Genomic DNA, 22,767 nt, shown 5'->3' with positions numbered 1-22,767 from the left:
GCCGGGATACTGGGCCCCATGGACGACCTCACGCGATCCCTGCTGCCCCTGACCACCAGCGAGCAGGAGGGGAAGCGGGCCGCGCGGGTGGCGCTGCTGCCCGTCGGCAGCCTCGAACAGCACGGCCCCCACCTCCCGCTGGTCACCGACACCGTCGTCGCCTGTGTCCTGGCCCGCGCCCTCGCCGACGCCCACCGGGTGCGCGTCCTGCCCCCGGTCACCATCGGCTGCTCCCACGAGCACGCGGCCTGGCCCGGCACCGTCAGCATCTCCGCGCCCACCCTGCACGCCGTCGTCACCGACGTCGCCGCGTCCCTCGGCGACACCCGGCTCGTGCTGGTCAACGGCCACGGCGGAAACCACGTGCTGGCCAACACCGTCCAGGAGTCCGGAGGGCGGATGGCGCTCTTCCCCGGCCTCCACGACTGGGCGGCAGCCCGCACCGCCGCAGGGATGGCCACCGGCAACGACGACGACATGCACGCCGGTGAACTGGAGACCTCCGTGCTCCTGCACGCAGCCCCCGACCTGGTCCGCGAGGGCTACGAGCGAGCCGACCACGTCACCCCGCCGCGCGAGCACATGCTCACCGTGGGCCTCGCGCCTTACACGGCCTCGGGCGTCGCCGGCAGGCCGTCACTGGCCACGGCGGCCAAGGGACGCGACCTCCTGAGTGCGCTCAGCGGCGTCTTCGGGGGCTACCTGAGGGCGCTGGACGGGGCGCTCCGCCCGGACTCCGGCGCGGCCCGCGGTCCCGCCTGACCTGGCCGGGCCCATGGGCGCGGGCCCCGCACGCCGTGCGAGGAGGCGGGGAGCGGGCGGGGCCGTGGACGGGCCCTGGCCGACCGCGGCCCCGCCGGGGTCGGAGCCGGAGGGAGTTCGGCCCCCTTGGAGAGAAATATTCGGATTGCTAGTATCTCGAAAAACGAGATAGAAAGGCTCCGATGACCTCCCTCGTCTTCGCCGTGTTCGCTCTGGCGCACCTGTGCCTGACCGTCTGGCTGGTGGGACTGGCGATCACCCGGCACTCCACCCACACCTGGATGGTCGCGCTCGTCGCGGCCGGCCTGGTGTACGACAACGGGATCGTGGCGATCGGCTCCAGCATCGGGGCGGGCGACCTCCTGTACGCGCTGAACGTGCCCCGGTTCCTCGTGCACGCCCTGGTCACCCCCCTCCTGATCGTCTTCGCCGTCGGAGCGGCCCGCGGCCTCGGGCTCGCCTGGGCGCGCTCACGCGCGGTCCACGCCGCGTTCTGCCTCCTGGCGACCCTGCTCATCGCCTACGGCCTCGCCACCGAAGCCGTCGGCCACACCCTCGTGCCGGGCCGGGAGGGCGACGCGTTGCGCTACTCCGCGGCCGAGGCGACCGCGCCGATCCCGTCCGTCGCGGCCATCCTGGTGCTGATCCTGGTCGGGGTCGCGCTGCTCGTCCAGGCGCGCAGCCCGTGGATGCTGGTCGGGTCGGTGCTCATGTTCGCCGCCGCCGCGGCGCCCTCCGCGCCGTTGGCGGTGGGAAATCTGGGAGAGGTGGCCCTGATCGGGGGGCTCGCCCTCACCGTGCAGAGGGCCGACCGTACCGCTGTTCGCACGCCGGCGGGATCCGCATGAGTGCAAATTCTTACGATAATTCGCAATTGCACTGATATTGCCCACGGTGGTCGGGGTCGTCGCGGGAGATGTCCGTCCTCCGGGAATCCTCCGTGTCGGAGTGAGGTGCGTCCCCTTTTCCTCGGGGAAAGGGGGCGCACCCTCCGGTCGGATCGACGGGCCGCCGTTCCCGCATCGGTGGACCGGTCGCTCCCTCCCCGCCGCTCCCTCGGTCGGTCCGTCGGCCGTGCGTGGCCTGTGGCCGGACTCGGCGGCCGTGGTGAACGTTCGAGGCAAGACCCATTTATTCATGATTCTGAGGGAAAAACCTTTTTGCGACATAGGTAAACGTGTGCCACGCATTGCTCCTTGTCGGTGCTTTGCGTCGTCAGGGCCCGCCGTTCGGAGGGTCGTCCCGGCGGAAACAGGAAAGAAGGACTCCGCCCACGCGATAGGTTCGCGAGTGGACCGACTCCCGGGTTGCCGGGCATGTGGCGATGCCTGTTCTCATGTCATGTGCTTTTCCGGGGAGAATTGTCCGTTCGGAAAGCAAGCAGACGTCTGTTGACCGTCCGTGAGGAGAGACGTGTGAGCCTGGCGACGACGCCCGAGGACGACACGGATCGGCGAGTGCGCGCCGACGCCGCCGAGCGCACTCCGCCGTGGACGGAGCATGACGAGGGCTACTGGCGGTTCGTCACCTGGCTGGACGACGGCGGCGCCACGGTCGGCCTCACGGTCCACGTGGCCCGGTACAGGGTCGAGGGCGCGGACGGGACCGCGACGTACGCCCACGCCGCCACCTGGCACGTCCGGCACCGGGCCGCGGCGAGCCGCGCCGACACCTCCTGGACGGACACGGGGTTCCTCGACCTGGCGCGTGCCGAGGCCGAGAACGACCCCCTCCTGGACCGCAGCGTGCGCGCCGCGATGCTGGACCTCCTCAAGCCCGGCGACGGCCTGTACCCCGACCGTGATCTGCCCGGGCCCGTGGTGGCGGCCGAGGACGGACTCGACCTCGACTACGGCGGTGTCGTCCACCTGCGCGCCGTCGGGGAGCACCTCCTCCTCGACCTCCGAGGGGAGGGGGGCGCCTGGCGTCTGCGTCTCACCCCCGGAGCGCCCGCGGTCCCCCACACGGCCGTGGACGGTACCCCCTCGACGCGGCGGTCCCGGGTCGTGCCGCGTGTCGTCGTGGAGGGAATCCGTGACGATGCCGACGGTGAGCGGCCCGTGCTGGGCACGGGCTGGTACGAGCGGGTCCTGCCGGACGCTCCCCACCGCGCGGTCGGGCCGCTCCCGGACAGCGAGCCCGTGTGGACCCGTGCCGTGGCTCTTCTGGACGACGGCTGGACCGTCACCGCCACGCGGCGCGGCCGGGTGGACGCACTCACGGGGGAGACCCGCACCGATCCGGTGGAGGTCCTGCTGCACTCGCCGGAGGGGGAGTGCACGACGGCGCGGGCGAGCGTGTCCGAGGCCGAGACCTGGACGTCCCCTGCCAGCCTGCGCACCTACATCACCGAGTGGGTGGTGGAGGCCCCCGGAGGTCTGCGCCTGCGGGTGCGGGCGTGGTTCCCCTCCCAGGAGTCCCGTGCCCTCCTCCACGGCACCGGTACTCTCGTCGCGCACGCCGACGTCGAGGGCGTCCGGGACGGCGTGCCCGTCCACGGGAGCGGCCACCTGGAGTCCCGTCCGGCCGGCAGGGTCACGCGCTTCGAGCCCCACATGCGAGGTGTGGAGTCCATGGTGCGGGAGGAGTTGGGGCGCGTCTACCCCGACCGTCCGGACCGGGACGCCATGACCGCCCTCGCGGGGCTGGAGGGGCGTCCCGAGGCGCTCGACGCCCCGGTGGCGGACGCCCTGCACGCCGCACTCGTCCGACCGGTCCGCCACACCACGGACGGCGCGGGCAAGGGCATGCGGACCTACCTGTGGTTGCAGATCGTGGACCTGTACGGGGGCGACCCCGAACGGCTCAGGCCCATGCTCGCGGTCATCGAGGGACTCCAGACGGGCAACCTCATGATCGACGACATCCAGGACCGCTCACCCATGCGCAGGGGCCGGCCCGCCGCCCACACGGTGTTCGGCGACGCGTTGACGATCAACGCGGGGACGGACGCCTACTTCCTCGTCGACCAGGTGCTCCCTCCGATCCTGCAGGGCGACGAGCGGCTGCTCCTGTCCGTGTACCGGGTCGTCATGGGCATCATGCGCGTCGGGCACGCGGGGCAGGCCCTGGACATCACCGGCCACGCCACCGCGATGGACGAGGCCGTGCGCACCGGTGACGCCGGCCCCCTCCTGGGGCGGATCCGTACCGCCCACCTCCTCAAGACGGCCCTGCCCATACGCGGCCTGGCCGAGATCGCCGCGCTCCTGTCCGGGGCCTCCGAGAAGCAGGTCGGAGCCGTCCGCTCCTACGGCGAGAAGGTGGGCCTGGCCTTCCAGATCGGGGACGACGCGCTGGACCTGCGCGGGGTCACCGTGCGTGCCGCCTCCGGAACGCTGGCGTCCACCAAGCTCCGGGCCGAGGACCTGCGGGAGGGCAAGGTGACGATGCCCCTGGCCCACGCCGTCGCCCTCCTGCCCCCCGATCGCGTGCGCGCGCTGTGGGAACGGGTGCGGGAAGGCGTGGCGGACGAGGCGGAGGCCGCGAGGATCGCCGACGAACTCATCGCCTGCGGCGCCGTTCGGGCCTGCGAGGACGAGTGCCGCGCGCTGGTCACCCAGGGGTGGGACCGGTTGCGGACGACCCTGCCCCGGAACTGGTCGGCGATGGGGCTCCACGCCCTGGGCGCCTGGGCCGTCGACCGGAACGCGGAGTGGTGAGCGTGGTACGTCCCGTGTCACCGCACCCGGAGGGGGCGGCCGGCACACCCGCCTCCGGCGCGTCCCCGCTGCGTGTGCGCGGAGTCCACAAGTCCTACGGCGACCACCGCGTGCTCAGCGGCGCCGACCTCGACCTTCCTCCGGGGTGCCTGGGCGGTGTGGTCGGCGAGAACGGCTCCGGCAAGTCCACCCTCCTGCGGATCCTCGCCGGCCAGCTGGCGCCCGACCGGGGAGCCGTGACCTACGCCGGCCGGCTGGGGTACTGCCCCCAGCACACGGTCCTCAACCCGTCCTTCACGGTGGAGCAGCACCTGCGGTTCTTCCAGGTCGCCTACGACCTGCCGGACCTGGCGCTGGCCCACGAGCTCATGGACGTCCTGTCGTTCTCCGCGTACCGGCGCCACCGCGTGAGCACCCTCAGCGGAGGGACCCAGCAGAAGCTCAACCTCACCCTGGCCCTCATGCACGATCCGCCCCTGCTGCTCCTCGACGAGCCCTACCAGGGGTTCGACTGGGACACCTACGAACGTTTCTGGGATCTGGCCTCCCGCCTGCGCGACCGGGGCAGATCGGTGCTGGTGGTCTCCCACATCGCCTTCGACACGACCCGCTTCGACCGCCTGTGGCGCCTGGAGCAGGGCCGTCCGGTACTCGTGTCCACGGGCGGGGGAGAGGAGCGATGAACGTGCGTCGGGCCTGGAACCGCTACCGGACCGCGACGGTGTTCGCGATCACCGAGCACCTGCGCAACCGCCTGGCCCTGATCCTGGTCCTGGGCTTCGTGCCCCTGTGGATCACCCTGGTCCACCTGGTGATCGCCGACGGCGACGTCACGTTCCTGCTGCGCGCCAGCGGCGAGTACCTGACGGTGAACGGCAACCACATCAGCCAGATCTCGGGGGCGGTCAACGCCGTCACGCTCATCGTCGGCTTCATGATGTTCATCGTGACGTTCCGTTCGGTCGGCTTCGACCAGAGGCTGGTGCTGGCGGGCTATCCCCGCGGATACCTCATGGCGGCCAAGCTCACCGCGCTGATCCTGGCCACGGCGGTGGTGTGCGCCTACGCCACGGCGGTGATCGCCGTGTACTGGGTTCCCGAGCGGCCGGTGGTGCTGTGGGCGGCGCTGTGCGGGGCCGCGCTGGCGTTCGGCGGGATCGGAATCGCTCTCGGCGTGACCCTGCGCGGGGAGCTGGAGGGCATGTTCGTCGTCATCATGCTCAGCATCATCGACATGGGGCTCCAGAACCCTGTGGCCAACCCGGCCGCCGACAGCGACGTCGTGCGCTACCTGCCCTCGTACGGGAGCATGCAGTCGGGCACGGCGGCGGGGTTCGTGGAGGGCACCCCCTGGGCCCACATGGCGCTGGGACCGCTGTGGTTCGTGTGTGCCGTGGTGGTGGCGGGCACGGTGTTGTGGATGCGCACCCGTGACCGCCGCACACCTCTGGCCGGGCTGCGCAGGAGCGTTTCGGGGTGACGGACGACCGGCCCCCTCGGTTCCGCGGGCGGGAAGCCCACGGAAGCCGCACCCCACCGCCCGCCCAGGGGTCGCCGCGGTCCGGCCACGCCGACACGGTGGGGTCGGCCAGGGCCGGGGACGCGCGGACGCGTGTGGCGGCCTGCCGGACCTGACGGCCCGGCAGGACATCCGGTCGAGGCGGCCCTCGCCGGAGGGCCCGGCCTCACCGCGCGCCGGAGGGGAGGCCCTCCGGCGCCGGTCCCCGCGGTCGGTGCACGGGGGCGGTGGCGCCCGTGGCCCCGGAGGCTCCGGCCCGGCGGTGGCGCAGGAGGCGCACCAGGAGGACCGCGGCGCCCGGCAGCGCCGCCACCAGGGCGAGGAGCCCGTAGACCACCGACGCCGTCAACCCCGTCGCGGCTCCCAGCCCCGCCGCGCCGAACGCCAGCGCCGTGACCGCCTCACGCGGCCCCCAACCGCCGACGTTCACCGGCATACTCATCGCCAGCAGCGCCAGGACCAGCAGCGGGACCAGCTGGGGGAGCGGGGCGGCGGAACCGGCCAGCCTGGCGGCCAGCACGAACAGGGACACGTGCCCGGCCAGCGCCGCCGCCGACAGCGCCACCAGGAGCGACCCGTGCGCGAACACTCCCGCGCGGGCGTCGGCCACGGCGGTCCGCAGAGCCCGCCACCAGCGGGACCCGCGGGCACGGCCCGCCCACAGGCCGACCGCGACCGCCAGGGCGACCACCGCGATCACCCCCGCCGACACCCCCACCGTCCGCAGCCCCGGGCCGAGCAGGGCGGTCGGCAGGGCGAAGAGCAGCACCGCGCCCGCCGCGGCCAGGACCACCTGCCCCACCGTGCGCTCCAGAACCACCGCGCGCACGCCCCGCCCGAGGTCGCCGCTGTACCGGCCGTGACCGACCGCGCGGTTCACGTCGCCGAGCACCCCGGCGGGCAGCACCGCGTTCAGGAACACGGACAGGTAGTAGTCGGCCACCGCGCGCCGGAGCGGCAGACGCAGGCCCACCCCGCGCGCCACCACCCGCCAGCGGACCGCGCACAGGACCGTCGTCGCCGCGCCGACCCCCAGCGCCGCCAGGGCGGAACCGGGGTCCACCGCGGAGAAGGCGTCGGTGAACGCCTCACGCGGGTACCACCACACCACCGCCGCCAGGACCGCGACCCCGGCCAGGGTCCGCGCCCACGCCCTCCACCGCGGGGCCCCACCGGTCACGGCGGGGGCCGCGGGACCGCCGGAGTCCGGCTCGTCCCGCAACCCCCGTGCCGTCGTCGTGGTCATGTGCTCGTCGCCCCTCGAACGGCGCCGCGCGCCGCCGGTTCGCCGTAGGTGACTGTGTTCCCCGTCGGGCCGCTCCGGCAAACGCCGCGAGGCCGCCCGATCCGTGTGTCCGCGTCCGCAGGGACGCGCCGACCACGGGGGACGCACGCGTCCCGCGATCCGTGCGGCGCGACCGGGACCGTCCTCCCGCGCAGGACGCCCCGGGGGTGACGATGCCCGGACCGGCGCGCGGTCCGTGGCGTGCGCCCGGGGCCGCGTCCGGTGTCCGGGGAGCACCGGGCGCAACCGGCCCCCGCGGCCGGCCGCGGAACCCTCACGCGGATTCCGGAGGGCTCGGGAGCACCAGGAGGTCGGTGTGGTCCACCGTGACCGCCAGCTCCCCCCGCGAACACTCCGCGAGGCGGCGTTCCAGGTACGCGTCCCCGGGCAGGGAAGGGTTCTGGTCGACGGCGGCGTCCACCCACCCGCGCAGCCAGGCCCGGGTCAGCGCCGCGTCGCCGGGTCCGAGACGCCACGGGCTCGGGAACGACCGCACCTGTCGGCCCAGGCCCTCGAACGCGGCGGCCGTGAACGCGGCCGCCTCCGGCCCCAGCCGACCGTCCCGCCGCTGGTGCGCGTCGAACGCCTCCGCGAACGCCGCGTCCGACGGGTCCCCGGGGGACAGTTCCACCCGGCCGACCACCGTGAGCGAGAACAGCGCCGGACATCCCGCGGCCGACACCGTCCCGGCGAGCACCTCCGCCTCCGCCCCGGTGAGCAGGTCGAGCAGCGCCGAGGCCACCACCAGGGTCACCCCCTCCAGGTCCGTGGCCCGCAGCGACGCCAGGTCCAGGCGCCGCGTCCGCACCGACGCGGCGGGCACACGCCCCCGCGCGGCCTCCAACAGGGCCGGATCACGGTCGAACAGGATCCACCGCTGGGGACCGGTCAGGCGCGGCCCCAGCCAGCGCCCCATCGAACCCGTCCCGCAGCCCAGGTCGGCGACGACCCGGCCGTGGCCGCGCAGGAGCGCGGGCGGTGCGGTGGCGCGCGCCCGGGCGTCCGCGCCCTCCCGCAGGGCCAGCCACTCCGGTGCGAAGGCCGGAACCCCGGTCGTGCTCAACGCGCCTTCTCCTCCCCGTCGAGAACGGCGGCCATGCCCCGGGCCGCCTCCTCCCATCCTGCCAACCCCTCCCGCCGCGCGCGGGCCGAACGCCGCAGCCGGTCCCGGAGCGCGGAGTCGGTGAGCCAGCGCCGCAGGGCGACCGCGAGGGCGACCGGGTCCCCGGGAGGTACCAGCATCCCCGGGCGCCTCCCGTCGGCGTCGAGGCCGAGAGCCTCGGGCACCCCGCCCACCTCCGTCGCCGCGACCGGGATCCCCCTCGCCAGGGCCTCGGTCACGACCATGCCGTAGGTCTCGGCCCGGGACGGGAGGACGAGCAGGTCGGATCCGGTGTAGGCGGCCTCCAGGGCGTCCCCCGTGAGGGGACCGGCGAACTCCACCCGTGCGGCGAGACCGTGCGCGCGCACCAGGCCGCGGAGCCGTTCCGCGTGGGCCTCCGGCCCGGACCCGGGGGCGGAGAGTCCGGGGGCGGCCCCCGGGCCGACGCACACGCACCGCCAGGGCAGGTCGGCCAGCCCGGCGAGCGCGGACAGGAGGACGTCGTGGCCCTTGCGCGGGGTCACCGAGGCCACGCACAGCAGGCGGGAGCCGTCACCGGCGGGGGAGAGGGGAGCGGGTTCCACACCGGGTTCGACCACGTGCACCCCGCCGATCCCGTGGTGGTCCGCCACCCGCCGCGCGGCCCACCGGCTCGTGGCCACCACGGCGGAGGCGGCCCGCAGGACGGTTCGCTCGCGGCCGTCCAGTGCGGCGGCCCGCGCCTCCGGCAGCCCCGTCTCGTCGGCCAGCGGAAGGTGCACCAGGACGACCAGCCGCAGGCGGGACGCGTGGGGGAGCAGCACCTCCGGCACCCCGCAGGCGACGAGCCCGTCCAGGAGCACCGCTGTGCCGTCCGGGACGCCCGCCAGCACGCGGGAGAGCCCGGCCCGCGACTCGGGGTCCGGGTCCGGCCAGGCGCCGGGGACCGCGGCCTCCCGCACCGGCCGACCCAGGACCGCCAGGGCGTCGCGCAGGCGGCGGTCGTAGGTGCCGCCGCCGCTGGGCGCTCCCCCGTCCGGGACGACGAGGACGGTCCTCACAGCTCGCGCTCGTAGCTCGCCCAGGCCACGTGCGACTCGTGCAGGGTGACCGTGATCGCGTCCAGGCCCCGCGCCTTGGCGTCGATCCGTTCGACCAGCCGGTCCGCGACCACCCGGGCCAGGAACTCCGTGGTGGTGTTCACCCCGGCGAAGTCCGGCTCCTCGTCCAGGTTGCGGTAGTTGAGCTCGGCGACCAGGGAGCCCAGTTCACGGGTGGCCAGGCCGATGTCCACCACGATGTTGTCCGCGTCGAGGATGCGGCGGCGGAAGGTGGCGTCCACGAGGAACGTCGCGCCGTGCAGGCGCTGCGCGGGACCGAACACCGCGCCCCGGAAACTGTGGGCGACCATGAGGTGGTCGCGGACGGTGACGCTGTACATCGGTGTGCTCCTCGGCTGTCGAAAGCGGTCGTGTCGGGCATCCGCCCCGGTCAGGGCTCCGGGTAGACGATGCGGTGGCACAGGGAGGGAAGGCTGCCGTCGGCGAGGCGCGGCATCACCCGCGGGAGCTCCTCGAACGGGCTCTCCCCGGTGACCAGCGCGTCGAAGGCGGGGTCGGCCAGCAGCTCCAGCGCCAGGTCGAGCCGGTCCCCGTAACCGCGCGAGCTCCTGCGCGCGGGCGACACCATGCCCACCTGCGCGGCGCGCACGGTCAGGCGGCGCGAGTGGAAGTGCTCGCCCAGCGGCACGTCGATCCGCCGGTCCCCGTACCAGCTCATCTCCACCACCTCCCCCTCCGCGCGGACCAGTTCCAGCGAGTGCTCCAGCCCGGCCGCGCTCGCGCTGGTGTGGAAGACCCGGTCGCGTTCGCCGCCCGCGTCCGGGGGAAGCGCGAACTCCACCCCGAGCCGCTCCGCGACCTCGGCGCGGGACGGGTCGACGTCCACCAGCTGCACCCGCACCCCGGGCACCCGGGACGCCAGGCGGGCCACGGCGCACCCCACCATTCCCGCGCCGACCACCGTCAGCCGGTCGCCGAGCAGCGGCGGTGCGTCCCACAGGGCGTTCACCGCCGTCTCCACCGTCCCCGCCAGGACCGCGCGCTCCGGCGGAACGCCGTCGGGAACCGGGCGCACCGCCGCGGCCGGGAGCACGAACCGCGTCTGGTGCGGGAAGAGGGCGAACACCGTCGCGCCCACCAGGTCCGGCGCCCCCTCCTCGACCACCCCGACGTTGAGGTACCCGTACTTGAACGCGGTGTCGAAGTCCCCCTCCTGGAACGGCGCCCGCATCACCTGCCGCTGGCTCGGCGGAACCCCGCCCCGGAACACCAGGGCCTCGGTCCCCCGGCTCACCCCCGAGTACAGGGCGCGCACCACCACCTCGCCGGGGGCGGGGGCGGACAGTTCGCTCTCCCGTATCTCGCCCTCGCCCGGCGACCCCACCCAGAACGCCCGTGCCGTACGACTCATACCCCTCCTCCGTGCCGTGTGCCCGCCGCGGGCCCGACGGCCCCGGTGCCCGCCGTTCCGCGACCGGACCTCCACAACCCCGCGACGTCGCGACCGAACGACCACGTCAGCGACGCCAGGGCGGCCGCGACCACCGCCGCCGCGCCCCAGGCGGGGACCACCGGGGCGGCGGCGGCCACCAGCGCCACCCCCTGGACGGCGGCCACCACCTTGCGCGCCCGGCTCGGCGGCAGCGGACCGCCCAACCACGGTGCGGCCGGCGTCGCGGCGACGAACACGTACCGCATCGCGCCGATCGCCAGCACCCACCACCCCAGCTCGGACGCGACCCGCACGCTCAGTACCAGGATCAGGAAGGCGTCCGCCTCCATGTCGAACCGTGCCCCGAAGGACGACTCCGTCCGGGTGCTCCGGGCGACGAGGCCGTCCACCAGGTCCAGGGCCAGGGCCGCCGACGCCAGGACGACCAGGGGCCACGCGGGCCCGCCGTCCGCGACCAGCGCGACCACACCGCCGATGAGCACCGACCGCGCCAGCGTCACCCGGTCGGCCGGCCCCAGGCGTTCACGGCCGCACCGCCGCGCCGCCCACACCACGATGGCCGTTCCCGCCAGCAGGTAGACGGCCCCGGCCGCCCAGCCCGCCGGGCCGAGCCCCACCGACAGCCCGAGCAGCGCCAGCAGCGCCGTCTGCGCGCAGGCGGCTGCCCCGAGGGCGGCGGGATCACCCACGCGGCCCGTCCAGGTGCGGGAGGTCGTGGCCCAACCGGTCCCGCTTGGCGGTCAGGTACGCGGTGTTCTCCCTGCGGGCGGGCATCAGCAGGGGAACACGCGAGGCCACCTCGGTCCCGTGCTCCCGGAGCGCCCGCACCTTGTCCGGGTTGTTCGACAGGAGCCGGACCGACCGCACCCCCAGGTGGGCCAGGATGCGTGCGGCAGGACCGTAGTCGCGCACGTCCACCGGCAGGCCCAGCGCGGTCGCCGAGTCCACGGTGTCCAGCCCGTGCTCGTCCTGGACGGCGAGGGTGCGCACCTTCTCCAGCAGTCCGATGCCCCGGCCCTCGTGCCCGCGCAGGTACACCACCACCCCCCGCCCCTCGGCGGAGATCAGGTCCAGGGCGGCCTCCAACTGGTCACCGCACTCACAGCGCAGCGCCCCGAAGACGTCGCCGGTCACGCACTCGGAGTGCGCCCGCGTCAGTACGTCCTCGCCCTCGCGGACCTCGCCCAGGACCAGCGCGGCGTGCTCCTCGCCGTCGGTCGGGTCCCGCAGCGCCAGGACACGGAACCGTCCCCGCCTGGTGGTGAGCTCGGCCTCGGCCACGGCCCCGGGCCCCAGCCCCGGACCGCTCACGTCCACCCCCTCCAGGACCGCTCGGTCCGCGTCCGGACGGTCCTCGCCCGGCCCGCCCGCGCCCTGACAGCTCATAAGCCCCCTCGTTCCGAGTCGGGACAGCGGCCACACACGCCCGGTGCCCGCCGTTCCACTGGGGAAAACCTCGCACAGGTCGGGCGCGGGACAAAGGAGGGCGCGGACCACGGCGGTGCCTGTTCCCGCCGGCCCCGCCGCCTCCGGCAGGAGACGGGACCGCGGGTGTCCGTCCGGCCGGGGCGGGGGACCGGTACGGGGTCAGGGCCGGTAGGCCGCCGTGGAACCCCGCACCACGAGCTCGGGGGTGAACAGCACCCGTTCGTGCCGGTGGCCGGGGTCGTTGAGCTCCGAGCCGAGCAGCCGCATCGCCGTGCGGCCCAGGTCGTACTTGGGCTGGGCGACGGTGGTCAGCCCGGGGTGGACCAGGTCGGCGAGGTCGACGTTGTCGTAGCCGACCACGGAGATGTCGTCCGGTACCCGCAGGCCGCGCCGGCCCAGCCCCTTCATCAGGCCGAGTGCGAGCTGGTCGTTGGCGCAGAACACCGCCTGGGGGCGCTGGCGAGGCCCCCCGGCCAGCACGGTGTCCACGGCGCGCTCGCCCTGCTGGGGGTTGAGCATCGGCTGCTCCACCACCCGCACGTGGGCGTCGGGGTCCATCCCCGCATCGGTGAAGGCGTCGCGCAGCCCCTCGTGGCGGCGCCGTACCTGCTCGATGGCGAAGGGCCCGGTCAGGAAGGTGATCCGTTCGTGGCCGAGTCCGATCAGGTGCCGCCCCGCGGCGAGGCCGCCCGCGTGGTTGTCGACGCTGACGCTGCACCCGACGTCCTCGGCGACGTCGCCCCGGTCCAGCGCGACCCAGGAGGTGCCCTGGTGGCTCAGCCACAGCAGGTCGGACAGGTCGTCGTCCACCGGCATCACCACGGCGCCCGCGGCGCGCTGCTCGGCGAGCAGGCGCACGTTGCGCCGCTGCCGGTCCTGGGACTCGGCCGAGTTGAGCAGCACCACGGCCAGTCCCGCCTCGGCGGCCTCGTCCTCCACACCGCGCGCGACCCCGGTGAAGAAGGGGTTGGTGACGTCCAGGACGAGCAGCCCCACGGAGTCGCTGCGGCCGGACCGCAGGCTGCTGCCGGAGGAGTTGCGCACGTAGTCGAGCTCGCTGATGGCGGCCTCGACCTTGAGGCGTGTGGCCTCGGCGACGCGCTCGGGGCGGTTGAGGACGTTGGACACGGTGCCGGGGGAGACCCCGGCGCGCCGGGCCACCTCGGTGATGCCCACCGCGGGGCGGGTGGATCGGGGCCTGGTGGACAAAGGAGCTTCTCCCGGGGCGTGTTCGGACGGTCATCGGGGGGCTGCGCGAACGCATGCTGCCGATCCGGCCCCGATGCGCGGGGGAACATGCTCACACCCGGATTGAAACGTGTCAACAACCCTCCCGCGCCAGGGTCCCGGGACGGGTCGGTATCCGGGGTGTGCCGGAGACCGCCCCGAGGTCGTTACCAGGGCGATACCTGGGATTTCCATGGTGATCCTCTTGACGAGGGTGTGTGTGCCATTTAACATCCACTTCATATTAAAACGTTTTTGTCATGTTCGGCGGAACGCCGTCGAACCGGCACCGGAGAAGGAGGGCGCACGTGGACCCGACAGAGGTCCCTCCACCCCTCGCGCTGGTGGACGTCACCAAGTCCTTCGGGAGCGTCAGGGCCCTGCGGGGACTGTCCCTGGAACTGCGCTCCGGAGAGATCCACGCGCTGGTCGGAGAGAACGGGGCCGGTAAGTCCACCCTGGTCAAGACCATCGCGGGCGTCCACCGGCCCGACGGCGGACAGGTCCTGGTCGACGGCACGCCGACCCGCTTCACCGCGCCCGCCGACGCCCAGCGCGCCGGCGTCGCGGTCATCTACCAGGAACCCACCCTGTTCCCCGACCTGTCGGTCGCCGAGAACATCTTCGTCGGCCGCCAGCCCCTCACCCGCCTGCGCACCATCGACCGGGGGCGCATGCGGCGCGACACCGAGGAGGCCTTCGCGCGCCTCGGCGTGCACATGGACCCCGACCGGCCCGCGCGCGGCCTGTCCATCGCCGACCAGCAGCTCGTCGAGATCGCCAAGGCCCTCACCCGGCGCGCCCGGGTCCTGGTCATGGACGAGCCCACGGCGGCCCTGTCCGGGGTGGAGGCCGAACGCCTCTTCACCGTCGCCCGCACACTGCGCGACTCCGGTTCGGCCCTGCTGTTCATCTCCCACCGCTTCGACGAGGTCTTCGCCCTCTGCGACCGCATCACCGTCGTCCGCGACGGCGGGTTCGTCTCCTGCGACCCCGTCCGCGACCTGGACGTGGACACCGTCGTACGGCGCATGGTCGGCCGCGACGTCACCAGCCTCTACCCCAAGGAGGACGCCGACCACGGGGACACCGTCCTGGAGGTCGACGGGCTCACCCGCCACGGGGTGTTCGCCGACGTGTCCTTCCGGGTGCGCGCCGGTGAGATCGTCGCCCTCGCCGGACTCGTCGGCGCCGGTCGCAGCGAGGTCGTCCGCGCCGTCTTCGGCGTCGACCGCTACGACGAGGGCACCGTCCGCGTCCACGGCACGCCCCTCCCCGCCGGCCGGCCGCGCGCCGCCATGGCCGCCGGCATGGCCCTGGTCCCCGAGGACCGACGCCAACAGGGGCTGGTCATGGAGTCCTCCATCGAACGCAACGCGACCGCCACCCGCCGCGGGCCGCTCAGCCGCTTCGGCATCCTGCGCCCGCGCGCCGAACGCGACTCCGCCCGCGAGTGGGGCGAACGGCTCGAACTCCGGTTCGGCAGCATCGACGACCCCGTCTCCACCCTCTCCGGCGGAAACCAGCAGAAGGTCGTCCTCGCCAAGTGGCTCTCCACCGACCCCGGGGTGCTGTTCGTGGACGAGCCCACGCGCGGCATCGACGTCGGCACCAAGGCCGAGGTCCACCGCCTGCTCTCCACCCTCGCGGGTCGGGGCCTCGCCATCGTCATGGTCTCCAGCGAACTCCCCGAGGTCCTCGGCATGGCCGACCGCGTCCTGGTCATGCACGAGGGCAGGATCACCGCCGAGATCGACCGCGCCGACGCCGACGAGGAGTCCGTCATGTACGCGGCCACCGGACAGCGACCGAACGAGGCCGCCTGATGAACGCACCCTCCACCACCCCCGAAGCCTCCACGGCGGGGGCACCGCCCCAGCCCTCCGGCCGCCCGGCCCGGCGAGTGCGCCAGTTCCGCGAACTCGGCGTGCTCCTCGCGGTCGTCCTGCTCATCGCCGCCACGTGGCTGTACAACCCCGGATTCCTGTCCACCCAGGGCGTCCGCGACCTGTTCCTGGGCGCCACCGTCCTCGCCGTCCTCGCGGTCGGCCAGGCCCTCGTCCTCATCACCAAGAACGTCGACCTGTCGGTCGGCTCCGTGATGGGTCTGTCGGCCTTCGGTACCGGGGCCCTCTTCGTCGCCCTCCCCGGTCTGCCCGTCCCCGTGGCCATGCTCGCCGGGATCCTCATCGGCCTCGCGTGCGGCCTGGTCAACGGCCTGCTCGTCACCACCGCGCAGGTCCCCGCCCTGGTCGTCACCCTGGGCACCCTCTACGCCTACCGCGGGTTCGGCCACTGGTGGGCCGACGGCGGACAGGTCAACGCCACCGACATGCCCGCCGCCTTCCTGCTGCTGGGCCGCGTCAGCGTCCTCGGCGTGCCGCTGCCCGCCGCGATCGCCATCGTGGTGGTCGCCGCCGTCGGCTTCTACCTCGCCAACTACCGGTCGGGCCGCGAGCTGTACGCCATCGGCTCCGACGCCGACGCGGCACGCCTGTCCGGCATCCCCTCCGGGCGCCGGATCATCCTGGCCTTCGCCGTCAACGGAGCCCTGGCCGGGCTCGCCGGAGTGCTGTTCGCCGCCCGCTACGGCACCGTCGACTCCACCGTCGGCAGCGGGATGGAACTCCAGGTCGTCGCCGCGGCGGTCGTCGGCGGAGTCGCCATCGCCGGAGGGGTCGGCACCGTCTACGGCGCCGCCCTCGGCGCCGTCCTGCTCACCACCATCACCGCGGCCCTGCCCATCTGGCAGATCAACCCGTTCTGGCACCAGGCCGTGGTGGGCACGCTCATCCTGGCCGCCATCGGCCTGGACCGGCTGCTCGCGCTGCGCACGGCACGCAAGCTTCGAGGAGGAGGTGCCCGTGGCGCCTGAACGCACCGTCACCGCCCCGGCCCCGGACACCGCCCCCGGCGGAGCCCCCGACCGGCGTTCGGCCGGCTTCCGGATCAGGGCACTGCTCTCGGCGCGGGAGGCCCCCGTCGTCGGAGCGCTCGTGGTCGCCCTGCTCGGCGCCGGGATGTTCGTCGACATGTTCGCCACCGGCCGCAACATCGACTTCCTCGTGCTGAGCATCGCCGCCATCGCCCTGATGGCCCTGCCGATGACGCTCATCGTCATCACCGGCGAGATCGACCTGTCCGTGGCCAGCACCCTCGCCCTCACCAGCGCCACCATGGGCGTGCTCTGGGAGTCCGGGATCCCCATCGAGACGGCCCTGTGGATCTGCCTGGCCGTGGGAGCGGGCCTGGGCGCCCTCAACGGGGTCCTGGTCACCGTCTGCGGGCTTCCGTCCCTGGCCGTCACCATCGGCACCATGGCCCTGTTCCGCGGCCTGGCCTACGTGCTGCTCGGGGACCGCGCCGTGGCCAGCTACCCCCGCGACTGGGTCAGCGGCGCCCGCGCGCCCTTCCTCGGCGTCGAGGGGCTGCCGTGGATCGCCGTGGCGGTCCTCGTCCTGGCGGCTGCCTTCGCGGTCCTGCTGCACGCCACCGGGATCGGCCGGTCCCTGTTCGACATCGGCAACAACGACGAGGCCGCCCGCTTCGCCGGGGTGCCCGTCAAGTGGACCAAGTTCTGGCTGTTCACCCTCAGCGGCGTCGTCGCCTCCGGAGCCGGGATCTTCTGGACCCTGCAGTACGGCACCTCCCGCGCCGACACCGCCTTCGGACTGGAACTCCAGGTGGTCGCCGCCGTCCTCCTCGGCGGAGTGTCCATCTTCGGCGGCATCGGCTCGATCCTGGGCGTCATGAGCGGTGTCGTGCTCCTCGGCACGATCCGCAACGCCCTCCAGCTGTTCGGCATCAGCAGCGAGGTCCTCCAGATCGTCACCGGCCTCATCCTCATCGCCTCCGTCGTCACCCCCAACATCGTGGCCCGGGTGCGCGCCGCACGCGCACCCCGCCCCGGGCCCGCGACGGAACCGGCGCGGCCCGCCGCGACCGCCCCCGTGTCCGCCCCCACCAAGGGAGAACCCACATGACCGACCCCCGCCCCCGCCACCTGCTGCTGGCCGCCTCCGCGTTCGCGGTGCTGATGACCGCCGCCTGCGGCGGCACCACCATCGACGACGCGCAGGAGGAGGACACCTCCGGCCCCACCGGCACCGCCGACCCGGACGCCGAGATCCCCGAGGGCCTGAAGATGGACTTCCTGCCCAAGCAGCTCAACAACCCCTACTCCGACATCGTCAACGAGGGCGGCGCCGTCGCCGTGGAGGAACTGGCGGGGGAGTTCACCGAACGGGGTGGCACCGAGCCCACCGCCGACTCCCAGGTCGAGTACATCAACGCCGCCAGCCAGGCGGGCAGCGACGTCATCGTCATCGCCGCCAACGACCCCGACGCGGTGTGCCCCTCGCTCGACCAAGCCAGGGACAACGGCGCCGCCATCGTCGGCTACGACTCCAACGCCAACTGCACCGACATCTTCGTCAACCAGTCCTCCGACGAGCTCATCGGCCGGACCCTGGTCGAGATGATCTCCGAGCAGATCGGCGGCGAGGGCACCTTCGCCGTCCTGTCCGCCACCCCCAACGCCACCAACCAGAACGCGTGGATCGCCGCCATGGAGGAGGTCCTGGCCGAGGAGGAGTACGCCGACCTCGAACTGGTCGACACCGTCTACGGCAACGACGACGACCTCCAGTCCTTCCAGGAGATGCAGGGGCTCATGCAGTCCCACCCGGACCTGGACGGCGTGGTCTCCCCGACGACCGTCGGCATCGCCGCGGCGGCCCGCTACGTCAGCGACTCCGAGTACAAGGGCGAGGTCGCCATCACCGGTCTGGGAACCCCCAACCAGATGCGCGAGTTCGTGGAGGACGGCACGGTCGACTCCTTCGCGCTCTGGAACCCCGAGGAGCTCGGCTACCTCGCCGGGTACGCGGGCGCCGCGCTCAGCGCGGGACGGATCACCGGCGCCGAGGGCGAGACCTTCGAGGCCGGGGACCTGGGCGACTACACCGTCGAGGCCGACGGCGAGATCGTCCTCGGCCCGCCGACCGTCTTCGACGCCGACAACATCGACGACTTCGACTTCTGACCCCGAACCGCCGTCCGGAGCGGGTGGAGCGCACTCCACCCGCTCCCCCCACCCACCGGAGGTCCGCACCGTGCAGCGTGTCTGCTTCATCCTCAAGGTCCGCCCCGGCCGCCTCGCCGAGTACCGGGAGCGGCACGCCCGGGTCTGGCCCGAGATGCGCGAGGCGCTCACCGCCACGGGCTGGCACAACTACTCCCTCTTCAGCACCGACGAGGGCATGGTCGTCGGCTACCTGGAGACCGACGACTTCGAGGCCGCCCGGGAGGCGATGGCGCGCACCGACGTCAACGCCCGCTGGCAGGCCGAGATGGCGCCCTTCTTCGAGAACCTGCCCGGTCGTCCCGACGAGGGCATGGTCCCGCTCGCCGAACTCTTCCACCTGCCCTGACCCTCCGCGGGCGTCACCCCTGGGCCCGGTGCGGCCGGACGACGGGTCAGTCGGCGGGGAGCTCCACGCGGATCTCCCCGCCCAGGGACGCCCCGCCCTCCAGTTCGAGGTCGTCGCCGCTCCAGAACCGCCCCGGATCGTAGTAGCCGGGGCGGCGGCTGCGGGGCAGCAGGCCCATCTCCTCGTAGGTCAGGGCCATCACCTCCGCGCAGTAGGCGGTCTCCAGGGCCCGCTCGCGCGAACGGCTCCCGAACGGGAGCCTGCGCAGGGGCAGGCGCCCGCGCGCCCACCGCGCGGCCAGCTGCGCGGTGGAGGGGAAGGGGGTCCCGTTGAGCCGGGCCACGGTGCGCAGGGCGGCGTCCTCCATCCCCCGGGTCGCCACGGGGTCGAGTTGGCGGACCCAGCCCTGCTGGCCGTACTTACGGCCCCACACCAGGACGGCGTCGCGGAGGTCGTGCAACTGCACGCCGCGCTGGTGGCTCCCCGTCCACATGTCGGGCAGGGAGCGGCCCAGCTCCGCGTGCCACATCAGCGGTGGGAGGTCCTCCACCACGATGGACATGCCGACGTGGTTGACGGGGCTGTTGGTGGTGATCTGGATGGCGCGGTCGGGCACGCTCGTGCCCCGGAAGACCCACACGTCACCGGTCCGGGTGAGCTCCAGCGCCTCGTTCAGGGACATACTCGTGTCTGCCACAGGGATAGCCTAGGCACATGCGATGGTGGAAAGTCCTGGGAGTAGCCGCTTTCGTGGGCGTCGCGGCGACCGGCGTGGTGATCGCGCGCGCCGAGCGACAGCGCCGCGCCTACACACCCGAGCAGGTCAGGGACCGTCTGCGCGAACGCCTCGCCGAGGCCGAGGCGGCGCAGGGCCCCGCCCTCGCCGACGGGGCGGCCCCCGAACCCGAGGCCGACCCCGGGATGCCCGCCTGGCGCCAGATGCTGCTCGCCGCCCTGCACCGGGAACCCCGGGTGGACCGCGGCCCCGGCCACGAACCCTGTGGCGGCGGGTCCGGCCGGAACTGACGCCGGCTCCCCCTCCACGGGGCCGCGTCCGCCGCCCCCGGCGTGCTGCTGGTGCCCGACCCGCCAGAGCCCTCGTCCGCGCCCTTACCGCCGTACCTCTCCCACCGTGATCCGGAGCCCCGGGAGCCCCCGGGGCCATTCCGGCACCCCTGCCGCGCCCGAACCGAGCCGTACCGCGCTGCCGCGCCCGTGTGCGGCCTCCGTCGTGTCCGGGGCCGTGTGCGGTGCGACGCCGGTCCCCGGCCCCGAGGCCCGCGGGCCTCCGCCGGGAGGGCGACCCGCGTCCGGGGAGGCGCCGCCCGGGGGATGAAGGAGAACCAGCAGGTCTCCTCTTATCGCCTATTGCCTAGCGAACTATTGTCTACAATTCAGGTTCCGGCATCTCTGGAGCAAGGAGCCCCCCATGGAACCCGTCTCCGCCACCCCGCCCGCCCCCGTCGCTGTCGACGCGCACCAGCACTTCTGGCCCGTCGGCGTCCGCCCGCGCGACCCCAGGACGGCCGTGCTCGAACGGGCGTTCACCCCCGCCGACCTGGAACGGGAGCTGCTCGGTGGAGAGGTCGGGCGCACGGTCCTGGTCCAGTGCGCGGCCGGTCCCGAGGAGAACGACCGGCTCGTGGCCTACGCGCGCGACTTCGCCCCGGCCGGAGCCCTCGTGCTCTGGCTGCCCCTGGCCGACCCGGACGCGGCCCGGCGCGAACTCGGTCGCGTGAGCGCCCTGTCCGGCCTGGTCCGGGGGTTCAGGGCGGGCGTGCCCCGGGACACCCGGGCCGACCCCGCGCTCCTGCGGACCATGGAGGCGGCCGAGCGGGCCGGTCTCGTCTGGGAGCTCGTGGTGACGTCCGGGTCGCACGTCGCCCTGGTGGAGGAGGTGGCCGCCGCCCGGCCGGACCTGCCGATCGTTGTGGACCACCTGGCCACCCCGCCGCTGGCCGCGGGCGCGAGGGACGTGTGGGAGGGGTGGATCGACCGCCTGGCCGCACTGCCCTCGGTCGCCGTGAAGGTCTCCGTCGGGGGCGACGTCCTCGTCGGCTGGGAGTGGGAACCCGACCGCCTGGCCCCCTACGTCGGCCGGGCGCTGGACGCCTTCGGCGCACACCGGTCGATGCTGGCGGGCAACTGGCCGGTCGTCCGTCTGGCCGCGGACCACGCCACGGCCTGGCGGGCGCTGCGCGCGGCCGTCGCCGCGAACGGCGCCTCGGAGACGGAGTCCGCGCTGGTGGCCGGGGGCAGCGCCCGCCGCTGGTACCGCATCGGGGAGGACGGGAACTGAACGGTGCCGGGGGCGGGGGGGCGTCCCCCCCCCCCCCCCCCGGCACCCGCGCCTACAGCCAGCCGGGGAGGACGAAGATCCCCCAGGTCAGCAGCGGCGCCACCACGATCATGCTCATGCCCCAGAGCATGAGCTGCCGGAAGACGCGGTCGCGCTGGTCCGCGCCGGAGTTGGCCACGACGAGGGCCCCGCTGGTGGAGAAGGGCGAGGAGTCGACCACCGAGGAGGAGATCGCCAGGGCGGTGATCATCCCGATCGCACCGACCTCGCCGGCCAGCAGGAAGGGCACGGCCAGCGGGATCAGGGCGCCGAGGATGCCGGTGGTGGAGGCGAACGCCGACACCGCGCCGCCGACCACGCAGATCACCAGGGCGGCCAGGAGCGGGATGCCGATGGCGGCCACGCTGCCGCCGAGGAAGTCGATCGTCCCCATCCGCTCCATCAGGCTGACGTAGGTGACGATCCCGCAGATCAGCAGCACGGTGGGCCAGGCGACCTGGTTGACAACCCCCTTGGCGCTGCTCGGGGAGATGATGCTCAGCACCACGGCCACGCTGATCGCGGTGAGGCCCACGTCGAGGTCGAAGGCGAGCGCGCCCACGCCCAGGGCGACGATGCCGAGCAGGGTCAGGACGCGGTCCCGGGTCAGGGCGACCTGTTCCACCTCCTCGGCCGCGGCGGTCCCGCCGCCGTCGGTCCTGGTCGCGGCGCCCGGCCTGTCCACGGTGACGGTCGGCCCGGGGGACCTCCGGGAGGCGCCGGCCGCGGCCGTGCCCCCGCCCGCCCGTGCGGGCGGTTCGCCGTGCGGTCCGCCCCCTCCGCCCCCGCCTCCGGAGTCCCGGTCGGCGTCGTCGCCCTCGCGGCGGCCCAGCAGGGAGCGCCCGCCGAAGAGGAAGAAGACGGCCACGCTGAGCAGCAGGTTGAAGGCGAACGACGCGGCGAAGAGCATCAGCGGGGAGCCGTCCAGCCCGTTGCGCGCCACGACGCCGTTGGTGATGGTGCCGAAGATGCTGATGGGGGAGAAGCCTCCCGCGCTGCCGCCGTTGATGATCAGCAGGCCCATGAGCACGGGGTTGATCCTGAAGCGCAGGGCGAAGCCCAGGCCGATCGGGGCGACGATCGCGATGGCCGCGGGGACCACCGCGCCCGCCGCGGTCAGGGCCGCAGTGACGGCGAACATCACCCACGGGATGAGGGCGATGCGCCCCCCGACACTGCGGACGGCCACCTGGACCAGCCAGTCGACGGTGCCGTTGTTCCTGGCCAGGGCGAACAGATAGGTGACGCCCACGAGGACGACGAACAGGTCGCCGGGGAAGCCTCCGAACACGTCCTCGGTGCTCTCGCCCGCCACGGCGAGGGCGACGACGAAGGCGGCGAAGAGGGCGAGGGCGCCCATGTGGACGGAGGTGAGGGTCGCGATGAGGAAGACGAGGACGAGGACGACGATCGAGATGACTTCTGCTGGCACGTGGCCTCCTGTGAAGGCTCGGCGGCGGAGAGTCGGACGGGGGGCCTGACGGGGCCGGGATGCGTCGAGGGATCGCGTTCCGGGGGA

Annotated in this window: 22 protein-coding genes; 12 read left to right on the top strand and 10 right to left on the bottom strand. The window is 73.8% G+C overall.

Annotated features, from left to right (window positions below; translation table 11 throughout):
• Nucleotides 1-18: 18 nt before the first annotated feature.
• The 5 genes from Q8791_RS09805 (at nt 19) to Q8791_RS09785 (ending at nt 5,904) form a co-directional block, all read left to right on the top strand.
• A complete protein-coding gene (locus tag Q8791_RS09805; RefSeq protein ID WP_330091306.1) occupies nt 19-762 on the top strand; it encodes a creatininase family protein in 744 nt (247 codons plus the stop codon).
• Nucleotides 763-944: 182 nt separating this feature from the next.
• A complete protein-coding gene (locus tag Q8791_RS09800) occupies nt 945-1,610 on the top strand; it encodes a hypothetical protein (RefSeq protein ID WP_330091305.1) in 666 nt (221 codons plus the stop codon).
• Nucleotides 1,611-2,177: 567 nt separating this feature from the next.
• Nucleotides 2,178-4,424 carry a polyprenyl synthetase family protein gene (locus Q8791_RS09795; protein WP_330091304.1) on the top strand — a complete coding sequence of 749 codons (2,247 nt, stop codon included), beginning with the start codon at nt 2,178-2,180 and terminating at the stop codon, nt 4,422-4,424.
• Between the two features lie 14 nt (nt 4,425-4,438).
• Nucleotides 4,439-5,107 (top strand): ABC transporter ATP-binding protein, encoded by a 669-nt coding sequence (locus tag Q8791_RS09790; protein WP_330091303.1) that lies wholly within the window; start codon nt 4,439-4,441, stop codon nt 5,105-5,107.
• A complete protein-coding gene (locus tag Q8791_RS09785) occupies nt 5,104-5,904 on the top strand; it encodes an ABC transporter permease (RefSeq protein WP_330091302.1) in 801 nt (266 codons plus the stop codon). The genes Q8791_RS09790 and Q8791_RS09785 overlap by 4 nt, the downstream gene beginning before the upstream one ends.
• A gap of 205 nt (nt 5,905-6,109) precedes the next feature.
• Here Q8791_RS09785 and Q8791_RS09780 read toward each other — a convergent pair whose 3' ends face one another.
• The 8 genes from Q8791_RS09780 to Q8791_RS09745 all read right to left on the bottom strand — a co-directional run bounded on the left by Q8791_RS09780 (nt 6,110) and on the right by Q8791_RS09745 (nt 13,460).
• The gene (locus Q8791_RS09780; RefSeq protein WP_330091301.1) at nt 6,110-7,189 is read right to left on the bottom strand and encodes a lysylphosphatidylglycerol synthase transmembrane domain-containing protein; all 1,080 of its coding nucleotides are present in this window, start codon (nt 7,187-7,189) and stop codon (nt 6,110-6,112) included.
• Between the two features lie 313 nt (nt 7,190-7,502).
• Nucleotides 7,503-8,291 (bottom strand): class I SAM-dependent methyltransferase, encoded by a 789-nt coding sequence (locus Q8791_RS09775; protein WP_330091300.1) that lies wholly within the window; start codon nt 8,289-8,291, stop codon nt 7,503-7,505.
• Nucleotides 8,288-9,370, bottom strand: coding sequence for a glycosyltransferase family 4 protein (locus Q8791_RS09770; protein ID WP_330091299.1), 1,083 nt, complete (start codon nt 9,368-9,370; stop codon nt 8,288-8,290). The genes Q8791_RS09775 and Q8791_RS09770 overlap by 4 nt, the downstream gene beginning before the upstream one ends.
• Nucleotides 9,367-9,750 carry a 6-pyruvoyl trahydropterin synthase family protein gene (locus tag Q8791_RS09765; protein ID WP_330091298.1) on the bottom strand — a complete coding sequence of 128 codons (384 nt, stop codon included), beginning with the start codon at nt 9,748-9,750 and terminating at the stop codon, nt 9,367-9,369. The genes Q8791_RS09770 and Q8791_RS09765 overlap by 4 nt, the downstream gene beginning before the upstream one ends.
• A gap of 50 nt (nt 9,751-9,800) precedes the next feature.
• A complete protein-coding gene (locus Q8791_RS09760) occupies nt 9,801-10,781 on the bottom strand; it encodes a zinc-dependent alcohol dehydrogenase (RefSeq protein WP_330091297.1) in 981 nt (326 codons plus the stop codon).
• Nucleotides 10,778-11,512 carry a CDP-alcohol phosphatidyltransferase family protein gene (locus Q8791_RS09755; protein WP_330091296.1) on the bottom strand — a complete coding sequence of 245 codons (735 nt, stop codon included), beginning with the start codon at nt 11,510-11,512 and terminating at the stop codon, nt 10,778-10,780. The genes Q8791_RS09760 and Q8791_RS09755 overlap by 4 nt, the downstream gene beginning before the upstream one ends.
• A complete protein-coding gene (locus Q8791_RS09750; RefSeq protein ID WP_330091295.1) occupies nt 11,505-12,209 on the bottom strand; it encodes a GTP cyclohydrolase II in 705 nt (234 codons plus the stop codon). Before Q8791_RS09750 ends, Q8791_RS09755 begins: the two co-directional genes overlap by 8 nt.
• Before the next feature lie 201 nt (nt 12,210-12,410).
• The gene (locus tag Q8791_RS09745) at nt 12,411-13,460 is read right to left on the bottom strand and encodes a LacI family DNA-binding transcriptional regulator (protein ID WP_330091294.1); all 1,050 of its coding nucleotides are present in this window, start codon (nt 13,458-13,460) and stop codon (nt 12,411-12,413) included.
• A gap of 326 nt (nt 13,461-13,786) precedes the next feature.
• Here Q8791_RS09745 and Q8791_RS09740 point away from each other — a divergent pair, with 326 nt between their 5' ends.
• The 5 genes from Q8791_RS09740 to Q8791_RS09720 all read left to right on the top strand — a co-directional run bounded on the left by Q8791_RS09740 (nt 13,787) and on the right by Q8791_RS09720 (nt 18,910).
• The gene (locus tag Q8791_RS09740) at nt 13,787-15,304 is read left to right on the top strand and encodes a sugar ABC transporter ATP-binding protein (RefSeq protein ID WP_330091293.1); all 1,518 of its coding nucleotides are present in this window, start codon (nt 13,787-13,789) and stop codon (nt 15,302-15,304) included.
• Entirely contained in the window at nt 15,304-16,353 is a 1,050-nt protein-coding gene (locus tag Q8791_RS09735) for an ABC transporter permease (protein WP_330091292.1), read from the top strand. The genes Q8791_RS09740 and Q8791_RS09735 overlap by 1 nt, the downstream gene beginning before the upstream one ends.
• Nucleotides 16,337-17,461, top strand: a complete 1,125-nt coding sequence (locus Q8791_RS09730) for an ABC transporter permease (RefSeq protein ID WP_330091291.1) — start codon at nt 16,337-16,339, stop codon at nt 17,459-17,461. The genes Q8791_RS09735 and Q8791_RS09730 overlap by 17 nt, the downstream gene beginning before the upstream one ends.
• Complete coding sequence (gene rhaS, locus Q8791_RS09725) at nt 17,458-18,522, top strand: rhamnose ABC transporter substrate-binding protein (RefSeq protein ID WP_330091290.1); 1,065 nt, start codon at nt 17,458-17,460, stop codon at nt 18,520-18,522. The genes Q8791_RS09730 and rhaS overlap by 4 nt, the downstream gene beginning before the upstream one ends.
• Nucleotides 18,523-18,592: 70 nt before the next feature.
• Nucleotides 18,593-18,910, top strand: a complete 318-nt coding sequence (locus tag Q8791_RS09720) for an L-rhamnose mutarotase (protein WP_330091289.1) — start codon at nt 18,593-18,595, stop codon at nt 18,908-18,910.
• A gap of 46 nt (nt 18,911-18,956) precedes the next feature.
• On the opposite strand, the gene Q8791_RS09715 is transcribed toward Q8791_RS09720, so the two are convergent.
• Nucleotides 18,957-19,592: a hypothetical protein gene (locus Q8791_RS09715; protein ID WP_330091334.1), complete on the bottom strand. Its 636-nt coding sequence runs from the start codon at nt 19,590-19,592 to the stop codon at nt 18,957-18,959.
• 32 nt (nt 19,593-19,624) lie between these two features.
• On the opposite strand from Q8791_RS09715, the gene Q8791_RS09710 reads away from it, so the two are divergent.
• Entirely contained in the window at nt 19,625-19,936 is a 312-nt protein-coding gene (locus tag Q8791_RS09710) for a hypothetical protein (protein ID WP_330091288.1), read from the top strand.
• Nucleotides 19,937-20,339: 403 nt separating this feature from the next.
• A complete protein-coding gene (locus Q8791_RS09705; RefSeq protein WP_330091287.1) occupies nt 20,340-21,209 on the top strand; it encodes an amidohydrolase family protein in 870 nt (289 codons plus the stop codon).
• Between the two features lie 52 nt (nt 21,210-21,261).
• Here Q8791_RS09705 and Q8791_RS09700 read toward each other — a convergent pair whose 3' ends face one another.
• On the bottom strand, nt 21,262-22,680 hold the full coding sequence (locus tag Q8791_RS09700) for an SLC13 family permease (protein WP_330091286.1): 1,419 nt from the start codon (nt 22,678-22,680) through the stop codon (nt 21,262-21,264).
• Nucleotides 22,681-22,767: the final 87 nt, after the last annotated feature.

This window comes from Nocardiopsis codii, from assembly GCF_036327455.1.
GTDB classification, from domain to species: Bacteria; Actinomycetota; Actinomycetes; order Streptosporangiales; family Streptosporangiaceae; genus Nocardiopsis; species Nocardiopsis codii.
The sequence above is the reverse complement of the archived record's forward strand: the minus strand, read 5'-3'. Positions and strand labels throughout refer to the sequence as shown.